Source organism: Planococcus antarcticus DSM 14505 (assembly GCF_001687565.2).
GTDB classification, from domain to species: Bacteria; Bacillota; Bacilli; order Bacillales_A; family Planococcaceae; genus Planococcus; species Planococcus antarcticus.
Genome location: NZ_CP016534.2, coordinates 3,019,361 through 3,045,417 on the forward strand (window position 1 = coordinate 3,019,361; position 26,057 = coordinate 3,045,417).

28 protein-coding genes are annotated in these 26,057 nt (G+C 44.3%); 10 read left to right on the plus strand and 18 right to left on the minus strand.

The features are described from left to right. Nucleotides 1–38 precede the first annotated feature (38 nt). The gene (gene hemQ / locus BBH88_RS14825) at nt 39–788 is read left to right on the plus strand and encodes a hydrogen peroxide-dependent heme synthase (protein WP_006829291.1); all 750 of its coding nucleotides are present in this window, start codon (nt 39–41) and stop codon (nt 786–788) included. A 301-nt stretch (nt 789–1,089) separates the two neighbouring features. Here hemQ and BBH88_RS14830 read toward each other — a convergent pair whose 3' ends face one another. The 4 genes from BBH88_RS14830 to BBH88_RS14845 are packed head-to-tail and all read right to left on the minus strand — an operon-like array spanning nt 1,090 to nt 3,207. After that, entirely contained in the window at nt 1,090–1,467 is a 378-nt protein-coding gene (locus tag BBH88_RS14830) for a DUF423 domain-containing protein (RefSeq protein WP_006829292.1), read from the minus strand. Between the two features lie 20 nt (nt 1,468–1,487). Then, nucleotides 1,488–1,748 (minus strand): YwdI family protein, encoded by a 261-nt coding sequence (locus BBH88_RS14835; protein WP_006829293.1) that lies wholly within the window; start codon nt 1,746–1,748, stop codon nt 1,488–1,490. 59 nt (nt 1,749–1,807) lie between these two features. Next, complete coding sequence (locus tag BBH88_RS14840) at nt 1,808–2,488, minus strand: uracil-DNA glycosylase (protein ID WP_006829294.1); 681 nt, start codon at nt 2,486–2,488, stop codon at nt 1,808–1,810. Next, on the minus strand, nt 2,488–3,207 hold the full coding sequence (locus tag BBH88_RS14845; RefSeq protein ID WP_006829295.1) for a DUF4230 domain-containing protein: 720 nt from the start codon (nt 3,205–3,207) through the stop codon (nt 2,488–2,490). Before BBH88_RS14845 ends, BBH88_RS14840 begins: the two co-directional genes overlap by 1 nt. A 70-nt stretch (nt 3,208–3,277) precedes the next feature. Here BBH88_RS14845 and BBH88_RS14850 point away from each other — a divergent pair, with 70 nt between their 5' ends. Both BBH88_RS14850 and pdxK read left to right on the plus strand, forming a co-directional pair. Beyond that, the gene (locus tag BBH88_RS14850) at nt 3,278–3,532 is read left to right on the plus strand and encodes a hypothetical protein (protein ID WP_006829296.1); all 255 of its coding nucleotides are present in this window, start codon (nt 3,278–3,280) and stop codon (nt 3,530–3,532) included. A 60-nt stretch (nt 3,533–3,592) separates the two neighbouring features. Further along, nucleotides 3,593–4,426, plus strand: coding sequence for a pyridoxine/pyridoxal/pyridoxamine kinase (gene pdxK, locus BBH88_RS14855; protein ID WP_006829297.1), 834 nt, complete (start codon nt 3,593–3,595; stop codon nt 4,424–4,426). Between the two features lie 87 nt (nt 4,427–4,513). Here pdxK and BBH88_RS14860 read toward each other — a convergent pair whose 3' ends face one another. The 3 genes from BBH88_RS14860 to BBH88_RS14870 are packed head-to-tail and all read right to left on the minus strand — an operon-like array spanning nt 4,514 to nt 6,394. Then, entirely contained in the window at nt 4,514–5,530 is a 1,017-nt protein-coding gene (locus tag BBH88_RS14860; protein WP_065536589.1) for an ABC transporter permease, read from the minus strand. Next, complete coding sequence (locus BBH88_RS14865) at nt 5,531–5,920, minus strand: ABC transporter permease subunit (RefSeq protein ID WP_331243576.1); 390 nt, start codon at nt 5,918–5,920, stop codon at nt 5,531–5,533. It abuts the gene before it with no gap. After that, nucleotides 5,921–6,394: a hypothetical protein gene (locus BBH88_RS14870; protein WP_006829300.1), complete on the minus strand. Its 474-nt coding sequence runs from the start codon at nt 6,392–6,394 to the stop codon at nt 5,921–5,923. 133 nt (nt 6,395–6,527) lie between these two features. Between BBH88_RS14870 and BBH88_RS14875 the strand changes: the two genes are divergently transcribed. The 3 genes from BBH88_RS14875 (at nt 6,528) to BBH88_RS14885 (ending at nt 9,107) form a co-directional block, all read left to right on the plus strand. After that, the gene (locus tag BBH88_RS14875) at nt 6,528–6,878 is read left to right on the plus strand and encodes a YojF family protein (RefSeq protein ID WP_006829301.1); all 351 of its coding nucleotides are present in this window, start codon (nt 6,528–6,530) and stop codon (nt 6,876–6,878) included. Between the two features lie 14 nt (nt 6,879–6,892). Continuing rightward, nucleotides 6,893–7,582 (plus strand): bacillithiol biosynthesis deacetylase BshB2, encoded by a 690-nt coding sequence (bshB2, locus tag BBH88_RS14880; protein WP_006829302.1) that lies wholly within the window; start codon nt 6,893–6,895, stop codon nt 7,580–7,582. Nucleotides 7,583–7,739: 157 nt separating this feature from the next. After that, on the plus strand, nt 7,740–9,107 hold the full coding sequence (locus BBH88_RS14885; RefSeq protein WP_006829303.1) for a YjiH family protein: 1,368 nt from the start codon (nt 7,740–7,742) through the stop codon (nt 9,105–9,107). A gap of 69 nt (nt 9,108–9,176) precedes the next feature. On the opposite strand, the gene BBH88_RS14890 is transcribed toward BBH88_RS14885, so the two are convergent. Next, nucleotides 9,177–10,121 (minus strand): L-threonine 3-dehydrogenase, encoded by a 945-nt coding sequence (locus BBH88_RS14890; RefSeq protein ID WP_065536588.1) that lies wholly within the window; start codon nt 10,119–10,121, stop codon nt 9,177–9,179. Nucleotides 10,122–10,585: 464 nt separating this feature from the next. Between BBH88_RS14890 and BBH88_RS14895 the strand changes: the two genes are divergently transcribed. Genes BBH88_RS14895 through BBH88_RS14905 form a run of 3 tightly spaced genes read left to right on the plus strand, consistent with a single transcriptional unit; the run spans nt 10,586 to nt 12,881 of the window. After that, complete coding sequence (locus BBH88_RS14895; protein ID WP_065536587.1) at nt 10,586–11,410, plus strand: amino acid ABC transporter substrate-binding protein; 825 nt, start codon at nt 10,586–10,588, stop codon at nt 11,408–11,410. Beyond that, nucleotides 11,397–12,098 carry an amino acid ABC transporter permease gene (locus BBH88_RS14900; protein WP_006829306.1) on the plus strand — a complete coding sequence of 234 codons (702 nt, stop codon included), beginning with the start codon at nt 11,397–11,399 and terminating at the stop codon, nt 12,096–12,098. Before BBH88_RS14895 ends, BBH88_RS14900 begins: the two co-directional genes overlap by 14 nt. A 36-nt stretch (nt 12,099–12,134) precedes the next feature. Beyond that, the gene (locus tag BBH88_RS14905) at nt 12,135–12,881 is read left to right on the plus strand and encodes an amino acid ABC transporter ATP-binding protein (RefSeq protein ID WP_006829307.1); all 747 of its coding nucleotides are present in this window, start codon (nt 12,135–12,137) and stop codon (nt 12,879–12,881) included. 72 nt (nt 12,882–12,953) lie between these two features. Here BBH88_RS14905 and BBH88_RS14910 read toward each other — a convergent pair whose 3' ends face one another. Further along, entirely contained in the window at nt 12,954–14,066 is a 1,113-nt protein-coding gene (locus BBH88_RS14910) for a mandelate racemase/muconate lactonizing enzyme family protein (RefSeq protein ID WP_006829308.1), read from the minus strand. A 99-nt stretch (nt 14,067–14,165) separates the two neighbouring features. On the opposite strand from BBH88_RS14910, the gene BBH88_RS14915 reads away from it, so the two are divergent. After that, a complete protein-coding gene (locus BBH88_RS14915; protein ID WP_065536586.1) occupies nt 14,166–15,371 on the plus strand; it encodes a M20 metallopeptidase family protein in 1,206 nt (401 codons plus the stop codon). Between the two features lie 98 nt (nt 15,372–15,469). On the opposite strand, the gene BBH88_RS14920 is transcribed toward BBH88_RS14915, so the two are convergent. The 9 genes from BBH88_RS14920 to BBH88_RS14960 form a co-directional block, all read right to left on the minus strand. Next, nucleotides 15,470–16,660: a glycine C-acetyltransferase gene (locus tag BBH88_RS14920; protein WP_006829190.1), complete on the minus strand. Its 1,191-nt coding sequence runs from the start codon at nt 16,658–16,660 to the stop codon at nt 15,470–15,472. A 91-nt stretch (nt 16,661–16,751) separates the two neighbouring features. Next, nucleotides 16,752–18,848, minus strand: coding sequence for an immune inhibitor A domain-containing protein (locus BBH88_RS14925; protein WP_006829189.1), 2,097 nt, complete (start codon nt 18,846–18,848; stop codon nt 16,752–16,754). A gap of 205 nt (nt 18,849–19,053) precedes the next feature. Then, entirely contained in the window at nt 19,054–20,187 is a 1,134-nt protein-coding gene (locus BBH88_RS14930; protein ID WP_006829188.1) for a bifunctional cystathionine gamma-lyase/homocysteine desulfhydrase, read from the minus strand. Next, nucleotides 20,184–21,119, minus strand: coding sequence for a PLP-dependent cysteine synthase family protein (locus tag BBH88_RS14935; protein WP_006829187.1), 936 nt, complete (start codon nt 21,117–21,119; stop codon nt 20,184–20,186). The genes BBH88_RS14930 and BBH88_RS14935 overlap by 4 nt, the downstream gene beginning before the upstream one ends. Nucleotides 21,120–21,130: 11 nt before the next feature. Next, nucleotides 21,131–21,604 carry an S-ribosylhomocysteine lyase gene (locus BBH88_RS14940; RefSeq protein ID WP_006829186.1) on the minus strand — a complete coding sequence of 158 codons (474 nt, stop codon included), beginning with the start codon at nt 21,602–21,604 and terminating at the stop codon, nt 21,131–21,133. 12 nt (nt 21,605–21,616) lie between these two features. Continuing rightward, nucleotides 21,617–22,252, minus strand: coding sequence for a class I SAM-dependent DNA methyltransferase (locus tag BBH88_RS14945; RefSeq protein ID WP_065536585.1), 636 nt, complete (start codon nt 22,250–22,252; stop codon nt 21,617–21,619). 325 nt (nt 22,253–22,577) lie between these two features. Beyond that, nucleotides 22,578–23,219, minus strand: coding sequence for a YczE/YyaS/YitT family protein (locus BBH88_RS14950; protein WP_040852071.1), 642 nt, complete (start codon nt 23,217–23,219; stop codon nt 22,578–22,580). Between the two features lie 66 nt (nt 23,220–23,285). After that, the gene (gene ybaK, locus BBH88_RS14955; protein ID WP_006829183.1) at nt 23,286–23,777 is read right to left on the minus strand and encodes a Cys-tRNA(Pro) deacylase; all 492 of its coding nucleotides are present in this window, start codon (nt 23,775–23,777) and stop codon (nt 23,286–23,288) included. A gap of 62 nt (nt 23,778–23,839) precedes the next feature. Then, nucleotides 23,840–25,999, minus strand: coding sequence for a DNA topoisomerase III (locus tag BBH88_RS14960; protein WP_006829182.1), 2,160 nt, complete (start codon nt 25,997–25,999; stop codon nt 23,840–23,842). Nucleotides 26,000–26,057: the final 58 nt, after the last annotated feature.

A 26,057-nucleotide genomic window follows, 5' to 3' on the forward strand; every position in this document is an offset into this window, starting at 1 on the left:
GTTGATGAGAGATTTACATTAAAAGGAGTGTTTGAGCAATGAATGAAGCAGCAATTACATTAGACGGCTGGTACGTCCTTCACGATTTCCGTTCGATGGATTGGGTATCCTGGAAAATGCTTGAGGACGAAGAACGCCAATTTGCGATCGACGAATTCCAAGCATTTATGGACAAAATAAACCAAGCTGATGAAAATAAAACCGGCGCGCACGCATTGTATTCAATTGTTGGCCAAAAAGCTGACTTGATGCTGATGATGCTGCGTGAAACAATGGACGAATTGAATGAACTTGAAACGGAATACAATAAGCTGACGCTGATCGCTTATACCGTTCCGACGTATTCATACGTATCAGTTGTCGAGCTCTCCAACTACCTGGCTGGAAAATCCGATGAAGATCCTTACCAGAACCCGCATATCCGTGCGCGCCTGTATCCAGAACTTCAGCGTTCACAGTACATCTGCTTCTATCCAATGGACAAGCGCCGCGATGGCGACGACAACTGGTATATGCTTCCGATGGATACGCGTAAAGAGCTAATGTTGTCACACGGCAAGATTGGCCGCAGCTATGCTGGCAAAGTAAAACAGATTATCTCTGGATCTGTCGGCTTTGACGACTACGAATGGGGCGTTACGCTTTTCGCAGACGACGTTCTTCAATTCAAAAAATTGATCTACGAAATGCGTTTTGATGAAGTCAGCGCACGTTACGCAGAATTCGGTTCATTTTATGTAGGTACACGCCTAGATGCTGAAAGAACTGTTAAATTCCTAGAAGTTTAATACATGATGTGAAAAGCCGCCTTTTGGGCGGCTTTTTCTATTGGAATGGTGGTGACCGCACCTCGCGGACCCATTTTCGCACCTCAAACGTCCAAGACTGCACCTCGCCATGGAATCAGCGACGAATCTTCGCTCATTTTTCCCATTTATTTGGATATACTTTCTTATTTGGGTAAAATACTTTCCGTTTAAGGACAAATACTTCCTGAATCAGCATAGATACTTTCCAAATCACTCTAATTACTTTCCACAACTCCAAAAAGGACAATCCGCGTAAAGCGGATTGTCCTCCCACACTCTATTACAATGCTTTTACTGCGGCAATGATGACCATTACCCAAGCGGCGATGAACGCAACGCCGCCGATTGGCGTAACCGCACCAAGAACGCTGATGCCGGTTAAGCTCAATACATATAGGCTGCCTGAGAAAATGACGATTCCGGCAAGCATTAAATAGCCCGCCCAATTAAGAGCTCCAAGCGAACCAAGCAATGATGAGCTCATCAAAATCGCGACAACGATCAAGCCGATCGAGTGGAACATTTGATATTGTACGGCAGTTTGCCATGTATACAAATACTTATCTGCAACTCGACCTTCCAAGAGATGCGCGCCGAACGCGCCAAATGCGACAGACAGGAGGGCGTTAACCGCTCCGGCAATCAAGAAAAACTTCATATTCGACTTCCTCTTTTCATTTAAAATTCAAACAGCGAATCGCCGTTTGCGTCTTCTTCTTTCAGCTTGTTGACGGCAGTTACCGTCTGCGGTTGAGGGGAAGCAAGCGGCACGGCGCGCGGTACTTGCTTATCGATCGTCGGTTGATCATCCTCCAGCAGTAAATCGCATAATGCGCGGATTGCCGCGACAGAGTCACGCACTTTCGCTGAATCGCCGCTTCGAGCGCGCGTTGTGTGCTTGTCGATTTCATTTAAAATACGCATGGTGTCGATGGCCATGTAACAGCCCCCTCTCCGTTTCGAATTAATTTCATTTTAACACGTCTATCTGCTCTATTTCAGTCCAAACAGAAATCGATGGGTTGCTGTCCGCGGCTTTGTAACAGACTGTTCACTTTTGAGTATGGACGGCTGCCAAAAAATCCACGATGGGCGCTGAGCGGACTCGGATGAGGAGCTTCGAGAACATCATGTGTTTCGAGATTGATGAGCCGTTTTTTCGTTTGGGCAGGTCTGCCCCATAACACAAAAACAATTGGCTCTTCGCGTTCGGACAATTTACGGATGACTCTGTCAGTAAACGTCTCCCAGCCTTTATTGCGATGCGAATGTGCATCCCCCGCTCTTACCGTCAGTACGGTGTTCATCAGTAAGACGCCCTGGTCGGCCCACTTTGTTAAGGTGCCGTCTTTTGGTTTATCGCACCCAATATCTTCTTTCAACTCTTTGAACAGATTGCGCAAACTCGGTGGATGCGGCACTCCGGGCTGAACCGAGAAGCTAAGCCCATGCGCCTGGTCTGGTCCGTGATACGGATCTTGTCCGAGAATGACAACTTTAACGTCTTGATATGAAGTGTGTTCAAAAGCCGACCAAATGTTTCCCATTGTGGGAAAAATAGTTTTGATGGCATATTCTTCTTTTAAAAACGCGCGCAACTCCAAATAATAAGGTTTTTCGAATTCTTCACCGACGACCTGCTGCCAATCGTTGTGAAAAATCGGTTTCTGCAACTTCATCACTCCTCGAACTCTACTGTGACATCATAATCGATTAGACCGAACATTTCCTGAACGGAACGTGCTGCATTATCTTCTGCCGTCTGCAGCACACCTTGGCCTTCTGTTTCTTGGAGCATCAGGTTTTTGGCCTCTTCCGCCAATTCATAAGCTTCAGAAATATCGGTACCGCTGTGGAACAGCCCTTCATACGAATAAACCTCTACCTGATCCATGAACAGTTCGGGTCCTCCTAGAAATTCTGCCGGCGGCAACGTCAATGTCGCTGTTTTGGCATCTTCGTCAAGCACAATATCTTCTTCAGACACTTTGGAAAAATCAATGCCAGCACGGACCGATCCTGGGATAACGACGAGCAACTGCCGTTTCGTACCAGGCAAATCAAGTCCGATTTCCTGACCAAATACCGCATTGTCCTCGCGTTCAATAATGACTTTCGAAAAAGCTTCCGCTGTGGACAATTCATTCAAGTCCTGGACCTGCTCCAAAAAAGCGCCTTTGCTTTCCGTGAAGGTACTGCCTTGGATCATCCAAAAAGCACCCAATGGCAATGCCACCAGCAACAGCAATAAAACCGCAATCAGTACGAGAAAAGAATTGCGCCAGACGCTCATTATCAATTTGGTGCTCTTCCAAAAGCCGGATTCTTTCGCATTTCCCTGCTCTTTCATTTCTTCCAACAAACGTTCGATCTCAGTCAATTTCGGATCTTTCGCCAAGCAAACCCCTTCTTTCTTATATTCTATTCATCCCAGCTTCATGGTACGATTGCCCAAAGGAGCGATCAGGATGGCCGATTGGCGCGAAAAAATCACCAGTATTTCTAAAACCAAAGGTACAAGTGCTCCAGAAGGCGCAAAGCGCGCTGGATTGGGCTGCCTTGGTCTAATTGTAGCTGTTGTTTCTATTCTAACATTACTTATAACGATTGGCCTTTTCAAAAGCGGCTATGCTTTAATGGGGATTTTTGCAGTTGCATTTCTGCTTGTTTGCATAGCAACAACCGTTCTACTGCTTGCACCAAATAAGCACAATCCGTTGTAAATGTTCGAATTTTTGTTAAAATGGTGACAATGACATATTTCAATTAAAGGAGATATTCGAATGACACTCAAAAAAACGTTAACCATTGCTGGATCAGATACTTCTGGCGGTGCAGGTATACAAGCAGATCTTAAAACTTTCCAAGAACATGGAACATATGGCATGAACGCTTTGACCGTCATCGTGACCATGGATCCTGAAAATGGCTGGAGCCACGGCATTCACCCCATTGCATTGGATACGCTAGATGCTCAGTTAAAAACAGCGTTTTCCACAGGTATTGATGCCTTGAAGACAGGCATGCTTCCAACTGTCGATATTATTGAAATGGCAGGTAAAGCGATTGCCGACTCAGGAATTGAAGATGTCGTCATTGATCCCGTAATGGCGTGTAAAGGCGAAAACGAAGTTTTATTCCCTGAAAACGTCGATGCTATGATTAAGTATTTATTGCCAAACGCTAAAGTTGTTACACCAAACTTGGTGGAAGCAGGACAATTATCAGGGTTAGGTGCATTGCAAACGGTTGAAGACTTGCAGGCAGCTGCTGAAAAAATCCACGCGCATGGTGCCGAGTTTGTTGTCATCAAAGGCGGCAAGCAGCTGAAGCATGAAAAAGCAGCTGATTTACTGTTTGACGGCAAAACACATTATTTACTAACATCCGAAAAAACAGACACAACTTATAATCACGGGGCAGGTTGCACGTTCGCTGCTGCGATCACCGCTAACCTAGCAAACGGCCAATCCGTGAAAGACGCTGTTCTAAATGCTAAGATTTTTGTAGCTACAGCGATTCAACACGGCTGGAAGCTGAACGAATACGTCGGTCCGGTTATGCACGGGGCTGCTTCGAAATTCACGAAACCTGAAGTTAGAGTAACTGAGTTGTAAAATGAACAGGCAGAAGTCGCAAAAGCGGCTTCTTTTTTTTCAGAAAAAACGAACCACCAGTAGAGAAATAACTAATGATGGCTCAGTTTATTTTTTTAGCGTGTTGTCACTCGCTTTTAACAGCACCATTTTTTCACGCAATTGCTCTTTATCCCACGCAACTACCCTGCTTTTCTCCTTAGCATTAGAACTCTTTTTCACTTTTGGATTTTTTGAACGCACATAGCCTTCTATCATGAACGATACTGACAGTATTGAAATCGAAATAAACAGGACCGATGTTAGCGGGAGCCACGGAGCTCCAAGCAAATAACGGAAAGTAGAACCGAATAGCCCCGCCCATTCGTATGCAATAGACATTGGAGGATCACCGAACAATGGGTCGTAGCTAACTTTGGTACCTCCGAGAAATAAATTCAGTAAGCCCAAATGCGCCAGTATAACAAACGTCTCAATCACTTGTTGACCGTACAAAACCGCAAGCTTTTCTCGCATCTGCGGAAACAAATGGCGCCAGATAATCCGAAACCGTCCAGCTCCTAACGTTCTGGAGGCTAACACATATTCTTTGTCATAAAGCAGCGCAGATTCATTAGCAATCAAAACGGAAACAATGGGCATCGTCAAAAATGCCATAATGACAATTTGAATGGCGATGCGCTCCCACATGCCTGTCGAGAACCCATCTTCTGGCATCCATAAAACCGGTATGAGTACAAAATAAGCAAATAATGTCAATGGAATATAATGCAGCGAATCAATCAAGCCGCTAATCCAGGTTTGGTGACGCCGCAAATAGGTGCTTAAAATGAATCCTAATGGAATTGCAATTAACATGCGAAGGGCTGCAATGGCTAACGCTGCAATGATAGTAAATTTAGCTCCGATAATAATTTTTCCGAGCATGTCATAACCGAATTGATCGGTTCCGAACGGAAAAGCCCATTTTGGTGAAATCGGTAACCCTTCGACCACGTGACCATTTTCCTTAATGAAAAATAGTTGCCTTGGCACATTCCCGAAAATCCATTCATAGGCAAAACTTCCGAAAAGGAAGATCGCCAAAATGCTAAAGCCAATGATAAAAATAGGCTGTTTCCACATTTACAGCACTTCCTTTCCGCGTAAACGGCGAAGAAATAGCCACTCGCCCAAGCTGTAGAAAATGAACATCGGCAGAAAAAAGCTCAGGACTGTCAACAAAAAGATTGTTGGTGACAGGTTGTCTCGAAGAAATAGCATAATTCCTGGCAAGTTAAACATCAATTCCAGCACAAAAAGATTGGACAGCATGAACCACATCGTCTTTTTGGACTGAAAAAACACACTGACGATGGCATTGCGAAACAGATGAACCAAGATAATGTAGACTTTTGAAAACCCAAGTGAACGTGCAAGTTCTACATACATTTGCCGCTCTTCTTCCTGGAAAGTTAGCATACATAAACGATATAGCTGGATCATCGGGAGGATCATCAAGCAAAGTATAGGCAACTAGTAAATCCGCTCTCCACCGATAACCGCTATTTTGGAAATCAAGACGCCGCTCTTGTCAAAAATAAAAATAACAGTTAGTTGAGCTAACATGATGACTAACAAGTCGGGAACTGATTCAAGAAAATACAAGGCTACTTTGATTCGATCACGAACACGTTCCGGTAAAAGCATTGTCAGTATAGTACAGAAAATCGCGAGCACGACGGCTACTGCCAAGGCCAGAAAAAGGATTTCGAGAGAATAGCTTATGTATTCGAAAATCTGTGGAAATACCGGAACTTCACGTCCGATCTTATAGTTTTCTACGGATAGTTGCTGAAGCGGCCATAGGCTTCTTAGCGCATCCTGTATCGACCGGACATATTCTATTAGCCGCAGTTCTCCTACCATCAATCCGCCCATCAGTATTGGAAAACCACTAATCAGTAAGATACCAATAATTGAAAAAACAAACTTCACTATGACTTTCACTAAATCCATCCTTTTTTGCGAACATTCTTACTTTCTATTTTAGCATTATTTCGGTTCTCGTAAAACAAGCTAATCGCATTCTCTCGCATAATTCCCTATACTGTTAGAATACCGATTCTATAGGGGGAACATCATGGAACTAGTAGAAGTAAAAAAATTGCAGGTTGAACTGGATGCATTCGCACGCAAGGATGTTTACCTTCATTTGGAAACAACGAATGGCTCATATGCATCACATTTTAACGAAAGCTTTTTCAACGCCGGTGCATTTATCCGAAACGTTGTCATCAATTACGAACTCGGAAAAGTGGTGGGTGATAGCCCACACCGTGTCGGACTGAAATTACCACATGGCTGGGTCTACGCACAAGGCATCACGCATTACGAATTGGACGATCAGGGCCGACTGCTACTTGCAGGACACGATGGCGCTGGAAAACTGGCGGTGGCGCTGCAAATTAGCGAAACACCGTTTAGTTATTAAGGGAGGGACTCACTATGACAATTCCACAAGAACGTCATGTGCTGGTCGTCTTCCCTCACCCGGACGATGAAGCGTTCGGTGTTTCTGGAACGATCACGACACATATTCAACAAGGCACCCCTGTTACATACGCGTGTCTGACACTTGGCGAAATGGGTCGTAACTTAGGCAATCCGCCATTTGCGACAAGAGAATCATTGCCGGAAGTCCGCAAAAAGGAACTCCAGGCCTCTGCAGACGCAATGGGATTGACTGACCTTCGTATGATGGGCTTACGCGACAAGACCATTGAATTTGAAGACGACGAGAAAATGGTTAGCATGATGACTGATTTAATCGAAGAGTTGAACCCTTCGAAGATCATCACGTTCTATCCTGACTTTGCTGTTCATCCAGATCACGAGGCGACTGCTCGCGCGGTTGTTCGTGCTGTCCGCCGGATGAAAGACCGTCCGACATTGCATGGTGTTGCTTTTGCGAACAATACGGTAGAGGTGCTTGGTCAACCTGATGTCATTTTCGACATCCGTGAAGTTCGTGACCAAAAAATGAATTCGATGAAAGCTCATATCTCTCAAACTGCCTGGATGCTTGAGGAAATGGAACATAAGCTTCAACAAGGTGATACAGCTACAGAAAATTGGCTGACGAAAGAACGCTTCTACAATTATCGCTGGCATGAGGATTTCGAAAAAACCTTCTAAACTGACACCCTTCAACTTTTTCTCAGTTGGGGGGTGTTTTTTTAGGACGTTTTCAGATAATATAAACATTGGCTATAAAGCGTTTACATAGAGAAAAACGTTGTATAATCAGTTATTATTATGTGTATTCATGCACGGAGAAAAGGGGGAATTATTTGTGAAAAAGTTTTCTGCTTCAACCTGGCTATTATTCTTGATTCCTTCTTTACTGGGAATCCTGCTGTTTCTGGTGCCAATTCCAACAGTAGATGAAGATGGGCAAACAGTTTGGATGGTAACTATAGCAGTACTTGCTAACCTGATGGCTGGAGCTATCGAATCCATCGTACCGTGGATCATGATGGGCATTTTAATTGTAGCCGCTCTGGGTTCATTAATCTTTATTACGAAGAAAGTCAACGAAACCGACTATGTTTCATTTATCGACAAGCTCTTTAATGTCAATCTGTTCTGGACCATCGTCCGGATTCTTGGCGCAGTTTTCGCTGTCATGGTCTTGTTCCAAGTTGGTCCCGAACCTATCTGGAATGAAAACACTGGTGGACTTCTTCTAGCTGGAGACGGTTTACTGTCTTTCCTTTTCACGATCTTCCTTTTTGCAGGACTATTCCTGCCGCTCTTGATGAATTTTGGCTTATTGGAATTTTTCGGTACGATAATGGTGAAAATCATGCGGCCACTTTTCCGTCTGCCTGGACGTTCATCTATTGATGCTTTGGCGTCGTGGGTTGGAGACGGTACCATTGGTGTCTTATTGACAAGCAAACAATACGAAGCAAACAGATACACGCAGCGTGAAGCAGCAATAATTGGAACTACCTTCTCAGTGGTTTCAATCACGTTTGCGATCGTCGTCATTCAGGAAATCGGTCTAGCCAACTACTTCCTTCCTTACTATGCTACTGTAATTTTGGCTGGAATCATCTTGGCATTGATCATGCCACGTATTTATCCGCTGACAAATAAACCAACTACATTCATAGATGGTTCGCCGCAGGAATCTCAATCAGAGGATGTTCCGAAAGGCTATAATGTCGCTTCTCATGGCATTGAAAATGCCTTAACAAAAGCAAAAGACAATCGTTCAATCGCCAAGTTCTTCGAAGACGGTTTCAAGAATGTTTTGGATATGTGGATTGGTGTTGCACCGGTTGTCATGGCATTTGGTACTGTAGCATTGATCTTAGCTGAATATACGCCTGTTTTCTCTATTTTAGGTACTCCCTTTGTCCCTTATTTGAATTTACTGGGTGTTCCAGAAGCAGCTGAAGCTGCACAATTAATGGTCGTTGGTTTCGCCGATATGTTCTTACCGGCTATCCTTGGTGCAGACATCGAGTCTGAAATGACGCGCTTTGTCGTAGCTACAATGTCCGTGACGCAATTGATTTATATGTCTGAAGTCGGTGGATTACTGCTTGGGTCCAAAATTCCCGTCAACATTCTGGATTTGATCATCATTTTCCTTCTTCGCACAATTATCGCTTTGCCGATTGTTGTAGGCGTTGCACACTTATTATTCTAATCAACTAAAATGCCATCCGCAGTCTGCGGATGGCATTTTTGGGTTCATATCTTTTTTAACGAAGTTCAGTCAAACTAGTTGAAGTTTTTTTTTTAATTTTTCCAGCATATCAAGAGTCATCGCATCCAAATCGTATGACGCTTTAAAGCCCCACTCACATTTAGCCGCTGATGCATCAATATTGTCCGGCCAGCTGTCTGCGATTTCCTGTCTTGCTGGATCAACCGCATAAGACATTTTAAAATCCGGAATGTGTTTGCGAATAGATGCAGCGATTTGCTCAGGTTCAAAGCTCATAGCCGTTACGTTAAATGCATTTCGGTGAACCAGTTTGGCAGGATCTGCTTCCATCAAGTCGACGATGGCCTGCAATGCATCCGGCATATACATCATGTCCATGTAAGTGCCTTCTGCAATGTACGACGTGTAGCTTCCCTGTTCAATCGCTTGGTAATAGATGTCCACCGCATAGTCAGTTGTTCCGCCGCCCGGCTGCGCTACATTTGAAATCAACCCTGGGAAACGAACGCCGCGTGTATCAACACCAAACTTTGTATGATAATAGTCACACAGCAATTCGCCAGAGACTTTATTGACACCGTACATAGTGGTCGGACGTTGCAAAGTATCTTGTGGCGTGTTTTTCTTAGGTGTTGAAGGACCGAATGCCCCTATGGAACTCGGTGTGAAAAATTGCATGCCCAGCTCACGAGATGCTTCGAGCGCATTTACCAGACCGCCCATATTTAGGTTCCAGGCAAGAAGAGGTTTTTCTTCAGCAGTCGCCGACAGCAAAGCCGCCATGTGGATCATAGTATCTGCTCCAAAATTCTTTGCCAAATCGTGCATTCTCTGTGCATCTGTCACATCTAAAATTTCAAAAGGACCCGATTGATCGGCAGTCTGTCGGATATCTGTTGCTAATACATTGTCATTGCCATAAATGCTGCGCATTTTCCCGACTAGCTCAGCCCCTATCTGTCCCAAAGCACCTGTAATCATAATTCGTTCCATTTTCAACACTCCTTTTCTCCAAAACATTTGTCCTGTGTAAAAACACAAAACGAAACTTACAAACCTTGTCAATTAAACCTTTACTATTAAGCTATTATAAGATGTTCTCTTTAAAAACACAAATAATTTATTAAAAAAAGAATGCCCTGTCGCTTTTTTTCATTTCTATACTCGCTCCAGATGTGTATAGTATTGTGGTTTGCTCGAGAGGCAATCACGTAAAAAACTTTTTCCGTTCACTTCATTTGAGACTGCTGTAAAGGCGTGCTATAATAAATCAGCTTCTGGATTCTGTTGGACTGATGAACAAACATTCCTTTTTTTAACCTTTAAACCTACTATTCCAGTTGGTCAAAAAGGCTTTAGAATTTGCATTCATTATTTATAGAATGAAATTAAGGGATATGGACACTCATAACGGAATCACGGAACACAAAATCATAGAAGAATAGAGGAGATTTTTTATGAAGAAATATAGTTTAGCATTTTTATTTTTGGTGGTATTGCTAGTATTGGCAGCTTGCAGCGGATCTCCTGAAGAAGACCCAACAACAGATGATGCGGTGGAGAGCGGCGGATCTGAAGAAGATGTATTGGCTAAGGTTCAGGAAGAAGGAACATTGGTTATCGGTACAGAAGGAACATACCCTCCTTTCACTTTCCATGATGCTTCAGGAGAATTGACTGGCTTCGACGTTGAAATCGCACGTGAAGTTGCAGATCGTCTTGGTGTTGAAGCTGAGTTTCTCGAAACACAATGGGATGCCATGTTCGCAGGATTGGATGCCGGCCGTTTTGATATGGTTGCCAACCAAGTCGGCATTAATCCAGAACGTCAAGAAAGCTACGAATTTTCAGATCCATATATTACTTCGACTGCAGTCCTCGTAGTCGCTGAAGATAATAGTGAAATTAAAAGCTTTGAAGATTTAGAAGGTCAGTTGTCTGCACAGTCGCTGACAAGCAACTACGCTGAAACGGCAACTTCATTTGGCGCTGAGCTTGAAGGCGTCGAAGGGTTCAACCAGGCAATCGAATTATTAAATTCGGGCCGCGTCGATGCGACAGTTAATGATAATTTGACCGTTTTGGATTTTCTGAAAGAGCGTCCCGATGCGCAAGTAAAAGTTGTTGATAAGTCTGAAGATGCTGCACAAAGCGCTTTGCTGTTCAGACAAGGCAGCGGTGCAATTGTAGAAGAAGCTAATCAGGCTTTGGCTGACATGATTGAAGACGGCACATACGATGAAATTTCAGAAAAATGGTTTGGTGAAAATGTACTTGAATAGTATTTTCTCGAATCCGGTTAGAATGGAACGGCTTGTAGACATTGCACAATCCTCATTTCTTCCATTAATCGAGGCAACGATTCAATTCACTTTGCCTTTATCAATCATTTCTTTTATTTTCGGATTGATACTGGCGATTTTGACAGCTTTAGCACGAATATCAACGGTTAAAACTTTCCAGATTATCGCACGAATTTACGTTTCTATTATTCGCGGAACGCCTTTATTGGTGCAGTTGTTCATCTTATTTTATGGATTGCCGACACTCGGTATCACGATCGATCCATTTCCAGCGGCAGTCATTGGCTTTTCACTGAACGTCGGAGCCTATGCTTCTGAAGTGATTCGGGCAGCCATCCTGTCGATTCCGAAAGGCCAATGGGAGGCAGCCAATACAATCGGCATGTCCTACACTCAATCCTTGCGGCGCGTTATTTTACCACAGGCATCGCGTGTCTCTTTGCCGCCACTTTCGAATACGTTCATTAGCCTCATTAAAGATACGTCTCTTGCATCTCTAATCTTAGTTACCGAGATGTTCCGAGTTGCCCAGCAAATTGCCGCGACCAATTACGAGTTTCTGCTGTTATATGGACAAGCGGCGTTGCTTTATTGGGTCATTTGCTTTGCCTTGTCATTGGTTCAAGGAAGACTCGAAAATCGCTTTGACCGCTACGTTTCCAGATAATAAAAGCAGTTCACTGATTGCAGTAAGGAGCTTGACATGATTTCAATAAAAAATTTGCATAAAAAGTTCGGTGATCTTGAAGTATTGAAAGGCATTGACACAGATGTTCAAAAAGGACAGGCCATCGTAGTTATTGGCCCATCCGGTTCCGGGAAAACGACGTTTCTGCGTTGCCTCAATACATTAGAGACTCCGACTTCAGGTTCGGTGACAATCGACGAACAAACTGTCGACTTCTCTAAACCTTTGTCAAAAAAGCAGATTATGGCTTTTCGTAAACAATCAGCAATGGTTTTTCAACATTACAATCTATTTCCTCATATGACCGCTCTTGAAAACGTCATGGAAGGTCCTATTACTGTCCAAAAACAAGATAAAAAGCTGGCTAGAAAAAAAGCCGAGCAGTTGCTGACAAAAGTTGGACTCGGCGAAAAAATGAGCGACTACCCATTCCAGCTAAGTGGTGGTCAGCAGCAACGCGTCGGCATCGCCCGTGCGCTGGCACTTGAACCAAAAGTTATGTTGTTCGACGAACCGACATCCGCCCTCGATCCCGAGCTGGTCGGCGAAGTACTACAAGTCATGAAAGATTTAGCTGCTGAAGGCATGACGATGGTTGTGGTGACCCACGAAATGCGCTTTGCCAAAGGCGTCGCTGACGAAGTGCTGTTCATGGACGAAGGACGTATCGTCGAACGCGGCAAGCCTGAAGACATCTTCAACCACCCAACAGAAGAGCGGACTAAGCGCTTTTTGAGTTTGATTCAGGATACTGATGTTTGAGGACAACTTGAAACTAGGTAGAGATAGCCAAAAAACTCGCATCCCCATTCAGGGATGCGAGTTTTTCTGTTTCTATTCAATTACACATGATTTCTCAGTTAGCTTGTCTAGTTGTGCTTGACTTACTTCTACACCTAGACCCGGTTTGCCGGATAATAATACGTACGGATGTTGATAGTTCAGATCGCCAATTTCTTCACTAAAGAGCAATGGGCCCGTCAATTCAGTGCTTTCAATATTGATGCGTGACATCGCGACGTGATAGCCTGCTGCTGAGCCGACAGACGATTCGACCATAGAACCAATTTGACACAGCATGCCAGCGGATTCAGCAGCCTTGGCCATTTGCCCAGCATGGAAAATGCCGGCACTTTTCATTAGCTTAATGTTAATAACGTCTGCTGCTTGTAAACGAATGATTTCCAACAAGTCTTCCATCGATTGGATACTTTCGTCAGCCATGATTGGGACGGCCGTCTTCGACCGGACCTCTGCTAACCCGCGAATATCCCCCATACGGATTGGCTGTTCAATCCAAGCAATGTTCGCGCCCTCGAGTTGTTTAATCGCTGCGACTGCAATGCCTGGCGTTTTCCATCCTTGATTGACGTCTACACGGATTGGCGTATCTCTGCCGACTGCTTCACGAACGGCCAAAATCCGATCGACGTCTTCTTGTGCTTGTCCTTTGCCTACTTTCAGTTTAAGAGAAGCATAACCCATTTCAACCGCTTTCTTCGCTTTTTCTGCCATGATTTTAGGCGCTTCGATGCTCAGTACTTTCGGGTAATCCAAGTGTTCGGTCGCTTGTCCGCCCAATAAATTGTAAACTGGCTGTCCCACTGCTTTTCCCATCAAGTCGTAACAAGCAATATCTACAGCGGCTTTTGCAGCTGAATTGCCTGTCATTAAAGCATTCATTTTCGAATGGATCGCTTCGATATCAAATGGGCTCATTCCAATAATGGCTGGCAGGAATCGTTCTTTTAAGACTTCAAATGCTGAAGTGAAATATTCGCCAGTTACATGTTCATCTGGAACGCCTTCCCCATAACCGGTCAGTCCGGTATCTGTTTCCAGTACAATAATTAATGCCGGCATGTCCGGATAGGTCGCATAGGAAATAATAAATGGTTCGCTTAGAGGAAATCTGACCGCATGTAATGTCGCTTTTGTGATTTTCATTTGAGAGCCTCCAATGGATTTAACTTACTGTATACTTATACTATAGTAAACTTTATAGATGATTGGTAATTTATTTTACACTTAAAGGAGTTTTGGAATATGACAATTACTGAACAGGTCGATGCCTTGTTCGAAGAAATGGTGGAAATAAGAAGACATCTCCATATGAACCCAGAATTGTCGCATCAAGAAATCACGACTCCTGCTTTTATTGCAGATCAATTAGAAGAAATGGGCGTTGAAGTTCGCCGTGGGGTTGGCGGACGCGGGGTTGTTGGTACAATCCGTGGCGGCAATCCCGGCAAGACGATTGCGTTCCGTGCAGATTTCGATGCTTTGCCGATTGACGATCAAAAAGATGTACTCTATAAATCCACGGTCCCCGGCGTTATGCACGCTTGTGGACACGACGGCCATACCGCTGCGTTACTTGGTTTTGCTAAAGCAATGATCGCCATTCAAGACGAATTGCCTGGAACGATTGTGTTAATCCATCAATTTGGTGAGGAACTATCGCCGGGCGGTGCACGTGCAATGATTGAAGACGGTTGTCTAGAAGGTGTTGATGCCGTTTACGGTGCTCACTTGCAAAGCAAAATGGAAAGTGGTCGCATTTATTTGCGAGACGGCTTTTTGCAGGCTTCTGAAGATGCCATCAAAATTATTGTCCACGGCTTTGGAACTCACGGTGCAGAACCTCATCAAGGGGTCGATCCGATTTTAGCAGCGAGTCATATCATGGTCGCACTTCAATCGATTGTCAGCCGCAATGCGGATCCATTGAAAGAACTGGTCGTCTCTATCGGTAAATTCCATGCCGGTGACGCCGATAACGTTATTTCAAGCAACGCTGTTCTGGAAGGCACCATCCGTGTATTTGATCCCGAACTTCGCATACTTGCAGGACAGCGTTTGCGGACGATTGTGGAAAATGTCGCCATCGCTATGGGCGCCACTGCCGAATTGATTATCGAAACGGGATATGACTCACTTTGGAATCACCTCGCCGAAACGGATATTGTTCGTGCCGCTGCGCGCGGCGTGCTGGGGGACGAAAATGTAGTGGAAATTGATCCGGTTATGCCAGTTGAAGATTTCACTTATTATACGCAGACAAAACCGGGCGCTTATTTCTTCGTCGGCGCAAAAATGGATGACGAGAGCGTTGTTTACCCACATCATCATGAAAACTTCGATTTTAATGAAAACGCCATGCTGGTGACAGCAAAAGTCTTCGCTGCGATTTATTTTGAGGCGCAAGAAACGGTTATGGACAGTATTTTAGTTGATTTGGATAGTATTTGAAAAGTTCGGACAGTATTTCGTCCAATCTCGACAGTATCTCCTATATTTGGAAATAAAAACACGCCGAGCTGCATGCAGCTCGGCGTGTTTTTCGATTTTTAGTTGATAACGCCTAATTCTTTGCCGACTTTTTCGTAAGTAGCAATGGCTTCATCCAACATTTGTTTTGTGTGGGCAGCTGTTGGCATATTGCGTACGCGTCCAGTGCCTTTTGGAACGGTTGGGAAGACGATTGATTTTGCATACACGCCTTCTTCAAACAAACGCTTCGAGAATTGTTGTGTTAACTTCTCGTCACCGATGATGCAAGGTGTAATTGGTGTTTCTGAATGACCAATATTAAAGCCTAATGCATCTAGACCTTTTTTCAAGTAGTCGCCGTTATCCCATAATTTATCGTGCAATTCCGTAGAGTCGATAATCATTTGAACCGCTGCTGTGATTGCTGCTACGTCCCCTGGAGTTACTGCTGTTGAGAATAGGAATGGACGTGAGCGAACTTTCAACCAGTCGATCAAGTTTTTCTTACCGGCTACATAGCCGCCGACAACGCCAACCGCTTTAGACAAAGTTCCCATTTGCATATCGATTTCTTTTTCAAGACCGAAATGCTTAACGGTTCCTTTTCCTTTTCCAGTAACACCTGATCCGTGTGCATCGTCAACGTACGTAATCAAATCAAATTCTTTCGCAATTTCGACGATTTCAGGAAGTTTGGCAATGTCGCCATCCATCGAAAATACGCCATCTGTGATGACCATGACTTTATTGTACTGGCCAGACTCTGTCGCTTCTTTTGCTTTCATGTGCAGGTCTTCCATGTCTGAATGTTTGAAGGCGATAATTTTTGCTTTTGACAAGCGACAGCCATCGATAATTGAGGCATGGTTTAACTGATCCGAAAGAATCGCATCGTTTTTATCCATAACCGCTGAAATTGCTGCCATGTTGCAGTTAAAACCAGATTGATAGGAAATCGCTGCTTCTGTTCCTTTGAATTCAGCAAGCTTTTCTTCTAACTTCACGTGCAAATCAAGCGTTCCGTTGATCGTACGAACTGCGCCTGCGCCAACGCCGTATTTATCGATTGCGTCTTTTGCTACTTGTTTCAAATCTTCATTTGTGGCAAGACCTAAATAGTTATTTGAAGAAAGGTTGATCAAGTCTTTACCGCGCACTTTGATGATCGCGCCGTTTGGTCCTTCAACCGGGTCAATTTCATTGTAAAGACCTTGCTCTTTTAATTCTGTTAAGTTCTCATCTAAAAATGCATCTAATTTTTTTGACAATGTCCTCTTCCTTTCAAAACAAATTCTTTATCTATCTTAACATAGGGTCATTTTTTCCAAAAGAAAAAGCGGACCGAGGTCCGCTTTGGGCTTATTTTTTGCCTTTTCCTTTGTTTGGATTGTCTTTCTTATAGAGCACTTCATAAGTGAATTCTTTCGCTTCCCGCTGACCTTCTTCAGCAGCGTAAGAAGTAATCATTTTGACATTGCCTTCACGAAGAACTTGTTGAAGATCAAGCGCCTGCTTTTCCGTTACGTTATAAGGGTCTACGTGGAAGACACGTTCTTTGCCGTTTTTCTTCGTTTGGATAAATGTCGTAGTAAAGTTAACGTATTCACCTTTTAATTGCCCAAGTGATTGAAATGCATCCGTTGAAGTTCCATCAGCTGAGAAACCACCTAATTGAACATTTTTGATAAACCAGCCCGCATTGTTTGAGCCCCAGTCGGTCAAGTTGCGGAATGAAACCAAGACTTCTTGTCCTGCATAAGCTGATAAATTAAAGGCTTCAGTTGTCCAGTCTTCATTCGTACCAGTAAATCCAGGAACATTTTCCTTAATAGTCGGGTAGCCTTCTTCAACTGCATCACTGCGTGTATTGCTGTTTTCAAGAGAAGTCCATGTTTCGCCATTGTCGGTTGAAACCTGAACCATGCCAAAATCCCATTGTTCTTCAATATCGTAGTAATGTTCGAACGTCAATGCCGCATTGGTAGCAGGAACAGTTGCTCCAAAAATCAAAGCCTGGTCTGCTTCGTCACCGTTATTTGCATGCAGCACCTGCTCACCCGAACCTTTTGGATCTGCTATGGTTTCCCATTGCAGCGGAAGGAAATCGACGCCGTCAAATTCCAAGCCACGGACATCCTTGCCGAAGTTGAATTCCTTAAAGTCGCCGCCCCATGCTGGAACTCCCTCTTTTTCAAAGGTTTTCGCTTTTTCAAAGTCTACTGTTTTGCCTCGCACATCACCTGCAGTGCCGACCGGCAGACTGCGCAGATCGATGCTGTCAATATCGTAATCGCTGCTGACATCTGAACTATCCAAAGTCAAGGCCGTCATGAAATTCTGATAAACTTCAGTGAATGTCTTATTAGTGCCATAATCCTGCAGTACTTTGTTGACGCTCGTCATTCCCTGGCTTTCGCCATCTGTTGCCAATTCACGGATAAATTCCTGTCCGAACTTATCGTACATATAAAGAGTGAACAGGTAGACCTGGCCATAATCTGCAATTGTTTCAGGTCCAGTTGCTGCTGTCCCATGCTCATCCCAGTTTACTAATGAGTTTTCCGGGTGATCCAAATAGAAATTAATCGATCCTTCTCCGTGGCCATAGCCGCCTAGGTATTCAGAGAATGTCGACATGCCTTCATTCAACCATGTTTCTTCAGAACCGTCGTTATCAGCTTGGATCAAATGCTGCAATTCATGGATTGTCGTTCCGAAGAATGTGCTCTCCAAACGTGTTTCCCATGAATTCGTATCGATTGTGATGATGTTGCGGTCTGTATAGTTCTCCAGTGTCTGCCAGAAGAAACCGGCAACAAAGAATGGATAGCTTGGGTTGTTCCAGCCTTCATCTTGTACATTATCGACCAGCATGATAACTTTGTCAGATCCTTCATAATAGTCATCAGGAAGACCTACCATGCCTGGTACGGTGGCGTTTGAACCATCCAATTGATCCGGTGTGCCAAAGAAATCTGTCGCTACCGGGTAAATATTGCTGTCGAATTCGGCACGCAATTTATCCACTTGTTGCTGCGTCACCACATCAGCAGGCTTCGGATTGTCAGGTCCGTAGGCCAAATCATTGGCCACCCAGATTTCTACGTTGTCTCCAACACTACGAAGGGTATAATCTTTAAAAGCTAAGTTACGATTTAAAAACTTTTTTGTGCCGCCATCGTATGTAAACGTCTCATTGGCTTTTGCATCAGACTCTCCGTCTGATACTTCGTTAGCCTGTGCTTTGATCTTTTTATCTGCTTCTTTTTTAAAATTTGCATCCTGTGTTAAATCGTTCAGGCTTTGATCAATATCGATCCGGTCCCCGTATCTTTCACTGTTCCAGTCGTTCATTGATGGTACTGCTTCGGTTGGTGCCGCTGCAGCTGCTGGCGCGAATAAAGACAGGGTTAACGCACTGGCTGATAAGATCGATACCCATTTGCTGTTCTTCATATTGCATCCCCTTCCAAACTGTCAGAATATTATTTCTTTCAAAATCTTACCATGACAGAATAGTCAGAAGAATAGGAAATAAGATATATTTCGAGTGACGAAATTACAGGTAATAATATTCACTTTTTTATTATTACAACTAGTCTTAAGGAATTTAATAACAGTAGAAAAAATAAAAAAACCGCCATTATAGGCGGTTTTCCACTTATTTTAACGCATTTCCAAGATCTTCAATCAAATCTTCGACATCTTCTATTCCAACTGAAATTCGGACTAACCCTTCAACAATGCCAAGTTCCGCACGGCGTTCGATTGGAATCGAAGCATGAGTCATTTGCGCGGGCACGGAAATCAAGCTTTCAACAGCGCCTAGACTTTCTGCCAGCGTAAAGTATTTCAGCTTGGCCAATAGTTCGCCGGCTTTTTCTTTGCTGCCCACGTCAAATGAGATCATACCACCAAAGCCAGTTGCCTGTTTTTGCATTAATTCACGTCCGGGATGGCTTTCCAGCCCTGGGTAAATGACCTTCCCAACGGCGTCATGCCTTTCCAAGAATTCAGCGATTTTTTGTGCATTGGCATTGGCTTCTTCCATGCGCAAACCTAAAGTTTTAAGTCCACGAATGAGCAACCAAGAATCTTGTGGCCCTAAAATGGCACCGATGGAATTTTGCACAAAGTGAACTTCTTCAGCAAGTTCAGCTGAATTGACGACGACCAGTCCTGCGACGACATCACTGTGTCCGCCAATGTATTTTGTTGCGCTGTGCAGAACGATATCTGCACCAAGAGAAATCGGGTTTTGTAGATAAGGTGTCATAAATGTGTTATCGACAATCGTCAGCAAGCCTTTCGATTTGGCAAAAGTTGCGACCGCTTCGATATCCGTCACTTTCAACAGTGGATTGGTCGGCGTTTCAATGAAAATGGCTTTCGTGTTTTCTTTGACGGCCGCTTCTACTTCCGCTAGGTTTCCGGTATCAACAAACGTGAATTCCAAGCCGAAACGGTTCAGCACTTTATTAATGACGCGGTAAGTTCCACCGTAGACGTCATCTGTCAGAACAACGTGATCTCCGGCTGAAAACAGCATCATAACAGAAGATATCGCTGCCATTCCTGATCCGAATGCAAATCCGGCGTGGCCAAATTCCACATCCGCAATTAATTCTTCAAGTGCGTGGCGTGTCGGATTTCCAGTACGTGAATATTCATAGCCTTTGAATTTTCCGACCGCTTCTTGCTTATATGTGCTGACTTGATAAATTGGCGTGGATACGGCGCCTGTCGCTTCATCTCCGACAATGCCTCCGTGAATTAATCTTGTTTTTGGTTTCATCCTTGATCCTCCTCAAAACTTCTGCCATAAATATTCTGGCTCATATAACGCTCGCTTGAATCAGCGAAAATAGTCACAATATGGCTTCCCGGTTTAGCGGTTTGGGCTTCCCGCAGTGCTGCGACATAAGCGGCACCAGAAGAACTTCCCACTAATAATCCTTCGTTTTTCGCCAATTCGCGAACAGCCATGAACGCTTCTTTATCGGTGATGGTGTGGATGGCTTCGAAATATTTGTTATCCATATAATTCGGCAAAAACTCCATGCCGATGCCTTCAGTCAAATGAGGTCCTGATGGTCCGCCGTTTAAGATCGAGCCTTCCGGTTCCACGATGACCGTTTTGATTGACTGCTTTTTAGATTTTAAATAACGTGCTGTCCCCATAAACGTGCCACCAGATCCTGCCCCTGCGACAAAGATATCCACTTCTCCGCTCAACGCTTCCCAGACTTCGGGTCCAAGTGTCCGGACATAAGTCTCCGGATTTGCTGGATTGGAAAATTGAGAAGGCGAAAATGCCCCTTCCTTTTCAACTAATTCTTTAGCTTTTTCAATTGCGCCTTTGATGCCTTTTTCAGTCGGTGTATTAATCACTTCCGCTCCAAGGGCACGCATCAAGCTTTGTTTTTCTTGACTGAATTTCTCAGGTACCACAAACTTCACATGATAGCCTTTACCGATTGCGGCTATGGCCAGACCGATGCCTGTGTTGCCAGCTGTCGGTTCAATCATCGTGCCGCCTGGCTTGAGGACTCCACGTTTTTCTGCATCTTCAATAAGCGAAACACCTAGACGATCTTTGACACTTCCGCCAGGATTAAAATATTCAAGCTTGGCAAAAATGCGGCAGTCGTTGGGGATTTCGCTGTGTGTCAATTCCAGCAATGGCGTATTACCAATCAGTTGCTGAATTTCAGTAACATAGTTCATCGATATTCTCCTTAAATCGCTTTGTCCGCGAATACTTGATGCCATTGGTCTTTTTTCTCGAGCATTTCACGCGCTAGTTCTTTTGCGCCTTCTAAGCTGTGGCTTGCAGCCCAGCCGCATTGGACTTCGTTGCAGGCCGGTACTTCGTCCGCTTCAATAACATCATTCAATGTATTTTCTAGAATGCGAAGAATATCTTCATAATCGTCATGGTTGATAACGGATAGGTAATAGCCCGTCTGGCATCCCATCGGCCCGATGTCCACAATCGCATCCGAATGGTTGCGGCTATGTTCAGCCATCATATGCTCAAGAGAATGAAGTCCAGGCATATCCATATGCTCTTTGTTCGGCTGCTTGAAACGGATGTCGTATTTGCGAATCGTATCGCCTTTAGCACCCGTTTTTTCTCCTGCTAAACGTACATACGGCGCTGCTACTTTCGTGTGGTCCAAGTTAAAGCTTTCTACATTCATTTTTTTCATCCTAATCACTCCTTATTTTTTAGTTGCGTCAATCAGAAATACATAATTGTTCATCTTCGAAAATTCTACCGTAAACCCTGCATCTGTGATCAATTTTTCCATGACAGGAACCGTCGTATAGTACTCACGGTTCAAGTCTTCTACTAGATTAGCATGACCTCTCTTTTGTTCAAATGCAATTATTTCCTGTTTGGCCATTTCTGAATCAAACAAAGTATCTGCAAATATTACTTTTCCACCAGTCGGCAATTGCTCAGCATAAATTTGAAAAGCCCGCGCTTTTTCCACATCCGTCAAATGGTGGAAGGCATAAGAGCTGACAAAGCTTTGCGGTGTGATGCCCACTTTAAATTCCAGAAAATCCCCATCGATGAGAGTCAGATCGGCAATCTTTTCTGCTGTTACTTCCCGCATTGCCCGGTTCGGTTCGACTCCAACAACTTTCAAGCCACGGCTGAGAAGTTTTTCTGTCAAGTTTCCCGTGCCCACACCGAATTCTACAACCGGTCCGGTCGCTACATCGGCCACTGCCTGCAGAATTTCATTATATTTCACAAATACATCTTTGTATTCCACGTCTTTTCCGTTAACTGAATCGTCATAAGTATGAACCCACTCGTCAAATATTTCTACAAATTCCCGTCCCATAAAAATGCCTCCTTGTATCCACAATTAATAAAACCAATAGAATTACTAGGCTTTATTTATATCATATCCTATTAGAGGTTTCAACTATTCAGTCGCTCATCTGATATGGACAGGCGGAGAACAAATTTCCCTCCACTTGCCCAGAAGAAGAAACTGGAAGAAATCGTTGCTTGTCATTACTCTCTTAACTAATACTTGGCTACGTTTTTTCCAAAGAAAAGCCATTAACCGAAGAAGATTCGGCCAATGGCTGTTTGAAGAATTTAACATACGACAAGCTTGAAGAGAATCGATAACCCGAAAGAACTAGTTTTTCTTATCTGACTCAAATCTTAAGAACCGGTGGAATTTCTTCTTTTTCACCAATGAGCGCCACCAGCAGTTTTTCAAACTGTGGCAGAGAGACTTGCACAATCCTGCCAGTCAACAAAGCAACTGCGATCGTACCGATTCCGACTGGTCCACCAAGCAGCCAGCCAAGCAAAGCAACCCCCACTTCGATGCCTGCTCGAACGATACTGATGCTGAGTCCTGTCTTATCAACAAGCAACATCATCAGACTGTCCCGAGGTCCTGCGCCGATTTTAGGTGATACGTAGAGACCGACACCATAGCCAGAAATAATAATGCCGGCCGATAAAACCAGGATTTGTCCCACCAAGGTCTGGATATCAGGAATCAGGAAATTAAAAACATCGATGAATATACCGATCAACAGCATATTCAAAAAGGTACCGATTTGCGGGATTTTTCGCGTAAAAAAAGCGGTGCTCGCAATCAGCGCAAACCCGGCGATGACAGACCAGGTACCAATGGTCAATCCAAAATTTAGGTACAATCCGACATGCAACACATCCCATGGCCCGATGCCCAGTTTGCTGCCTTTAATGGTCATCGTAAAACCAAGAGCCAAGACAATCAATCCGACGATAAAAAACAGCCAACGGTAAAATAGCGAACGCTTCATCAACATCCTTCTTTCTTCTCTTGTGATATGAAAAATCCATCCATTCATTGCGAATGGATGGAAGCTTCATTGACTTGGCGCTGTCAATTCGGCAAACTGGCCATTTGTTACAGCCAGCAGTTCCATAGGATCTAGTTTTAGTTGCATGCCCATTTTACCGGCAGAAACGATCATCTCAGCTAATTGCTCGGCTTCAGCGGAAATAAAGGTTGGAAACGGTTTTTTCATTCCGACAGGCGAACAACCGCCCCGGACGTAGCCGGTTAGTGCCAGAATATCCTTGACGGGCGCCATCTCGATTTTCTTTTCGCCTGCCGCTTTTGCCGCTTTTTTCAAATCCAATTCTTCTGCAACCGGAATGACGAAGACATAACCCTGCTTTGACACCCCGATTGCGACCAGTGTTTTATAGACAAGCTCGGCAGCAAAACCGATTTTCGCAGCGACGGAAACACCATCCACTTTGCCATCTTCGGTATTGTAATGAAGCAGTTTGTAGTGAACTTTCTCTTTGTCGAGCATGCGTGCTGCATTGGTCTTTGCGATCTTCTTAGCCATGGCGTCTTCTCCTTGCCTTAAAGCTTCTTTGTTTACAGCATACCATCATCAGAAGCGGGATTCTATTCAGTTTGACCCAATAATTTTTTCAAGGCGTCGGCCATAGCCGTATTTTGCGGTGCTTCATCCTGCTGGTTCAAGTATTTATTGACGTCTTTCTTATTGGCTTTTGATTGGCCGGATTTTTTGCGTTTTTCAAATGCCGACAGTTTCTCGCGATGACCGCATTTGCAGACAAAAATCTTGCCGTCTCCTTCGCCCTGCATCTCCAGCTTCTTATGGCAGTTTGGACAACGTGCATTGGTCTGCATCGCTACCTGTTTTTTGTAGCCACATTCGCGGTCTTGGCAGACATTCATCTTGCCACGCTTGCCATTGACTTCAAGAAGTGGTTTTCCACAATCTGGGCACATTTTGCCAGTGATGTTGTCGTGCTTGAATTTCCTATCACTCTTCTTAATATCCGATACCGATTTTCCGGCAAAAGCGATCATTTCTTTTATGAACGTTTCCTTTTTCAGTTGGCCTTTGGCGATTTTAGTTAATTGCTGCTCCCAATCAGCTGTTAGTTTCGGTGACTTTAAGTCTTCCGGAACAAGCTCTAGCAGTTGGCGGCCTTTTGACGTAATCGTCAAGTCTTTGCCTTTTTTCTCGATCAAAAACGTATTGAACAGTTTATCGATAACGTCGGCACGCGTTGCAACTGTTCCAAGCCCACCGGTTTCACCGATTGCCTGGATCAGTTCTTTCGATTCGCCGCTCATAAACTGCGCTGGATTTTCCATTGCGCCGAGCAACGTCCCTTCATTGAAGAAAGCGGGCGGCTTGGTTTTGCCATCAGTCAGCGCAATTCCTTTAATAGTCAACTTTTGGCCATTTTCAAACGGCGGCAAGGTTGTATCATTGTCTTCGCCTTCGTCTTTATAAACGCGTTTCCAGCCTTCATTCTGTATCGTATTGCCTTTTGTCTGGAAGGTTTCCCCATCAGCCGTCAACTTAATAGTTGTTTGGTCGTATTCATAGTTTGGATAGAATACGGATAGGAAGCGTTTGACAATCATGTCATATAATTTATGTTCCTTTTCGGACAACTCATGCAGTGGCGGTGTTTCTTCTGTCGGGATGATGGCGTGGTGATCGGAAACTTTGGCGTCATCAATAACACCTTTTTGCGGTGCCACTGGATTTTTTAAAATCATTGCGGCTAAACTGCGGTAAGGACCCACCTGCACCGCTTTAACGCGATCTTTCAGCGTATCACGCATATCGCTCGTCAAATGCTTCGAGTCAGTCCGCGGGTATGTGACGATTTTATAGCGTTCATATAAGCCTTGCAGCGTATTTAGCGTTTCTTTCGCCGACCAGCTATAGCGCTTATAGGCTTCTTTTTGAAGTTCGGTTAAGTCGAATAAAGGCGGTGCAGGCTGACGTTTCGGTGTAATTTTAATATCCGTTACGGTGCCTTCGTGCGTGTTTTCAAGTTTGTTGAATAACTTGTCGACTTTATCCTTATCAAAAGATTGTGTCGAGTTGCCATCTGTCCATGTAAATGCGGCTTGATCGGTAACGGCTTGCATACCGTAATACGGCTTCGGCTGGAAATTCCGAATTTGCTGTTCACGTTCGGCAATCATTGCAAGCGTTGGTGTTTGCACGCGACCTGTCGACAATTGCGCGTTGTATTTGACGGTTAGCGCACGCGTTGCGTTAATGCCGACGACCCAGTCCGCTTCTGCACGCGCTACGGCTGCTGCATACAGATTTTCGTAGTCGCGGCCATCTTTCAAGTTATTGAAGCCATCTTTAATGGCTTTATCGGTTACCGAAGAAATCCATAGCCGTTTCACGGGCTTGCGCGTATTGGTTTTTTCCAAAATCCAACGTGCTACGAGTTCACCTTCGCGGCCAGCGTCTGTCGCAATGATGACTTCGTTGACATCGCCGCGTTGCAGTTGCGATTTAACGGCATTAAATTGTTTCATCGACTGCTTGATTGGCACCAGCTTGAATGGCTCCGGAATGATCGGCAGCGTATCCATTTTCCATTCTTTAAAGTCGTTGTCGTATTGCTCTGGCTGCGCATGCGTCACCAGATGACCCAGTGCCCACGTGACGATATACTGCTTGCCCTCGAGATACCCGTTGCCTTTTTGTTCGCATCCGAGAACACGCGCAATATCACGTGCCACGGACGGCTTTTCTGCTAAAACTACTGATTTCATTTGGATTCACCCTCATTTCTGATGTGATTATTGTAACATTTTCTGCTGAAGCTGGCTT

Excerpts from the sequence above, each read along its gene's own strand:
- BBH88_RS14905 (WP_006829307.1), top strand. The coding sequence starts at position 12,135 with ATGATTTCAATAAAAAATTTGCATAAAAAGTTCGGTGATCTTGAAGTA.
- BBH88_RS14860 (WP_065536589.1), bottom strand. The coding sequence starts at position 5,530 with ATGTGGAAACAGCCTATTTTTATCATTGGCTTTAGCATTTTGGCGATC.
- BBH88_RS14925 (WP_006829189.1), bottom strand. The coding sequence starts at position 18,848 with ATGAAGAACAGCAAATGGGTATCGATCTTATCAGCCAGTGCGTTAACC.
- BBH88_RS14960 (WP_006829182.1), bottom strand. The coding sequence starts at position 25,999 with ATGAAATCAGTAGTTTTAGCAGAAAAGCCGTCCGTGGCACGTGATATT.
- BBH88_RS14835 (WP_006829293.1), bottom strand. The coding sequence starts at position 1,748 with ATGGCCATCGACACCATGCGTATTTTAAATGAAATCGACAAGCACACA.
- ybaK (WP_006829183.1), bottom strand. The coding sequence starts at position 23,777 with ATGGCTAAGAAGATCGCAAAGACCAATGCAGCACGCATGCTCGACAAA.
- BBH88_RS14890 (WP_065536588.1), bottom strand. The coding sequence starts at position 10,121 with ATGGAACGAATTATGATTACAGGTGCTTTGGGACAGATAGGGGCTGAG.
- BBH88_RS14945 (WP_065536585.1), bottom strand. The coding sequence starts at position 22,252 with ATGGGACGGGAATTTGTAGAAATATTTGACGAGTGGGTTCATACTTAT.
- BBH88_RS14840 (WP_006829294.1), bottom strand. The coding sequence starts at position 2,488 with ATGAAGTTGCAGAAACCGATTTTTCACAACGATTGGCAGCAGGTCGTC.
- BBH88_RS14875 (WP_006829301.1), top strand. The coding sequence starts at position 6,528 with ATGGAACTAGTAGAAGTAAAAAAATTGCAGGTTGAACTGGATGCATTC.
- BBH88_RS14895 (WP_065536587.1), top strand. The coding sequence starts at position 10,586 with ATGAAGAAATATAGTTTAGCATTTTTATTTTTGGTGGTATTGCTAGTA.
- hemQ (WP_006829291.1), top strand. The coding sequence starts at position 39 with ATGAATGAAGCAGCAATTACATTAGACGGCTGGTACGTCCTTCACGAT.
- bshB2 (WP_006829302.1), top strand. The coding sequence starts at position 6,893 with ATGACAATTCCACAAGAACGTCATGTGCTGGTCGTCTTCCCTCACCCG.
- BBH88_RS14935 (WP_006829187.1), bottom strand. The coding sequence starts at position 21,119 with ATGAACTATGTTACTGAAATTCAGCAACTGATTGGTAATACGCCATTG.
- BBH88_RS14830 (WP_006829292.1), bottom strand. The coding sequence starts at position 1,467 with ATGAAGTTTTTCTTGATTGCCGGAGCGGTTAACGCCCTCCTGTCTGTC.
- BBH88_RS14950 (WP_040852071.1), bottom strand. The coding sequence starts at position 23,219 with ATGAAGCGTTCGCTATTTTACCGTTGGCTGTTTTTTATCGTCGGATTG.
- pdxK (WP_006829297.1), top strand. The coding sequence starts at position 3,593 with ATGACACTCAAAAAAACGTTAACCATTGCTGGATCAGATACTTCTGGC.
- BBH88_RS14930 (WP_006829188.1), bottom strand. The coding sequence starts at position 20,187 with ATGAAACCAAAAACAAGATTAATTCACGGAGGCATTGTCGGAGATGAA.
- BBH88_RS14915 (WP_065536586.1), top strand. The coding sequence starts at position 14,166 with ATGACAATTACTGAACAGGTCGATGCCTTGTTCGAAGAAATGGTGGAA.
- BBH88_RS14940 (WP_006829186.1), bottom strand. The coding sequence starts at position 21,604 with ATGAAAAAAATGAATGTAGAAAGCTTTAACTTGGACCACACGAAAGTA.
- BBH88_RS14900 (WP_006829306.1), top strand. The coding sequence starts at position 11,397 with ATGTACTTGAATAGTATTTTCTCGAATCCGGTTAGAATGGAACGGCTT.
- BBH88_RS14850 (WP_006829296.1), top strand. The coding sequence starts at position 3,278 with ATGGCCGATTGGCGCGAAAAAATCACCAGTATTTCTAAAACCAAAGGT.
- BBH88_RS14910 (WP_006829308.1), bottom strand. The coding sequence starts at position 14,066 with ATGAAAATCACAAAAGCGACATTACATGCGGTCAGATTTCCTCTAAGC.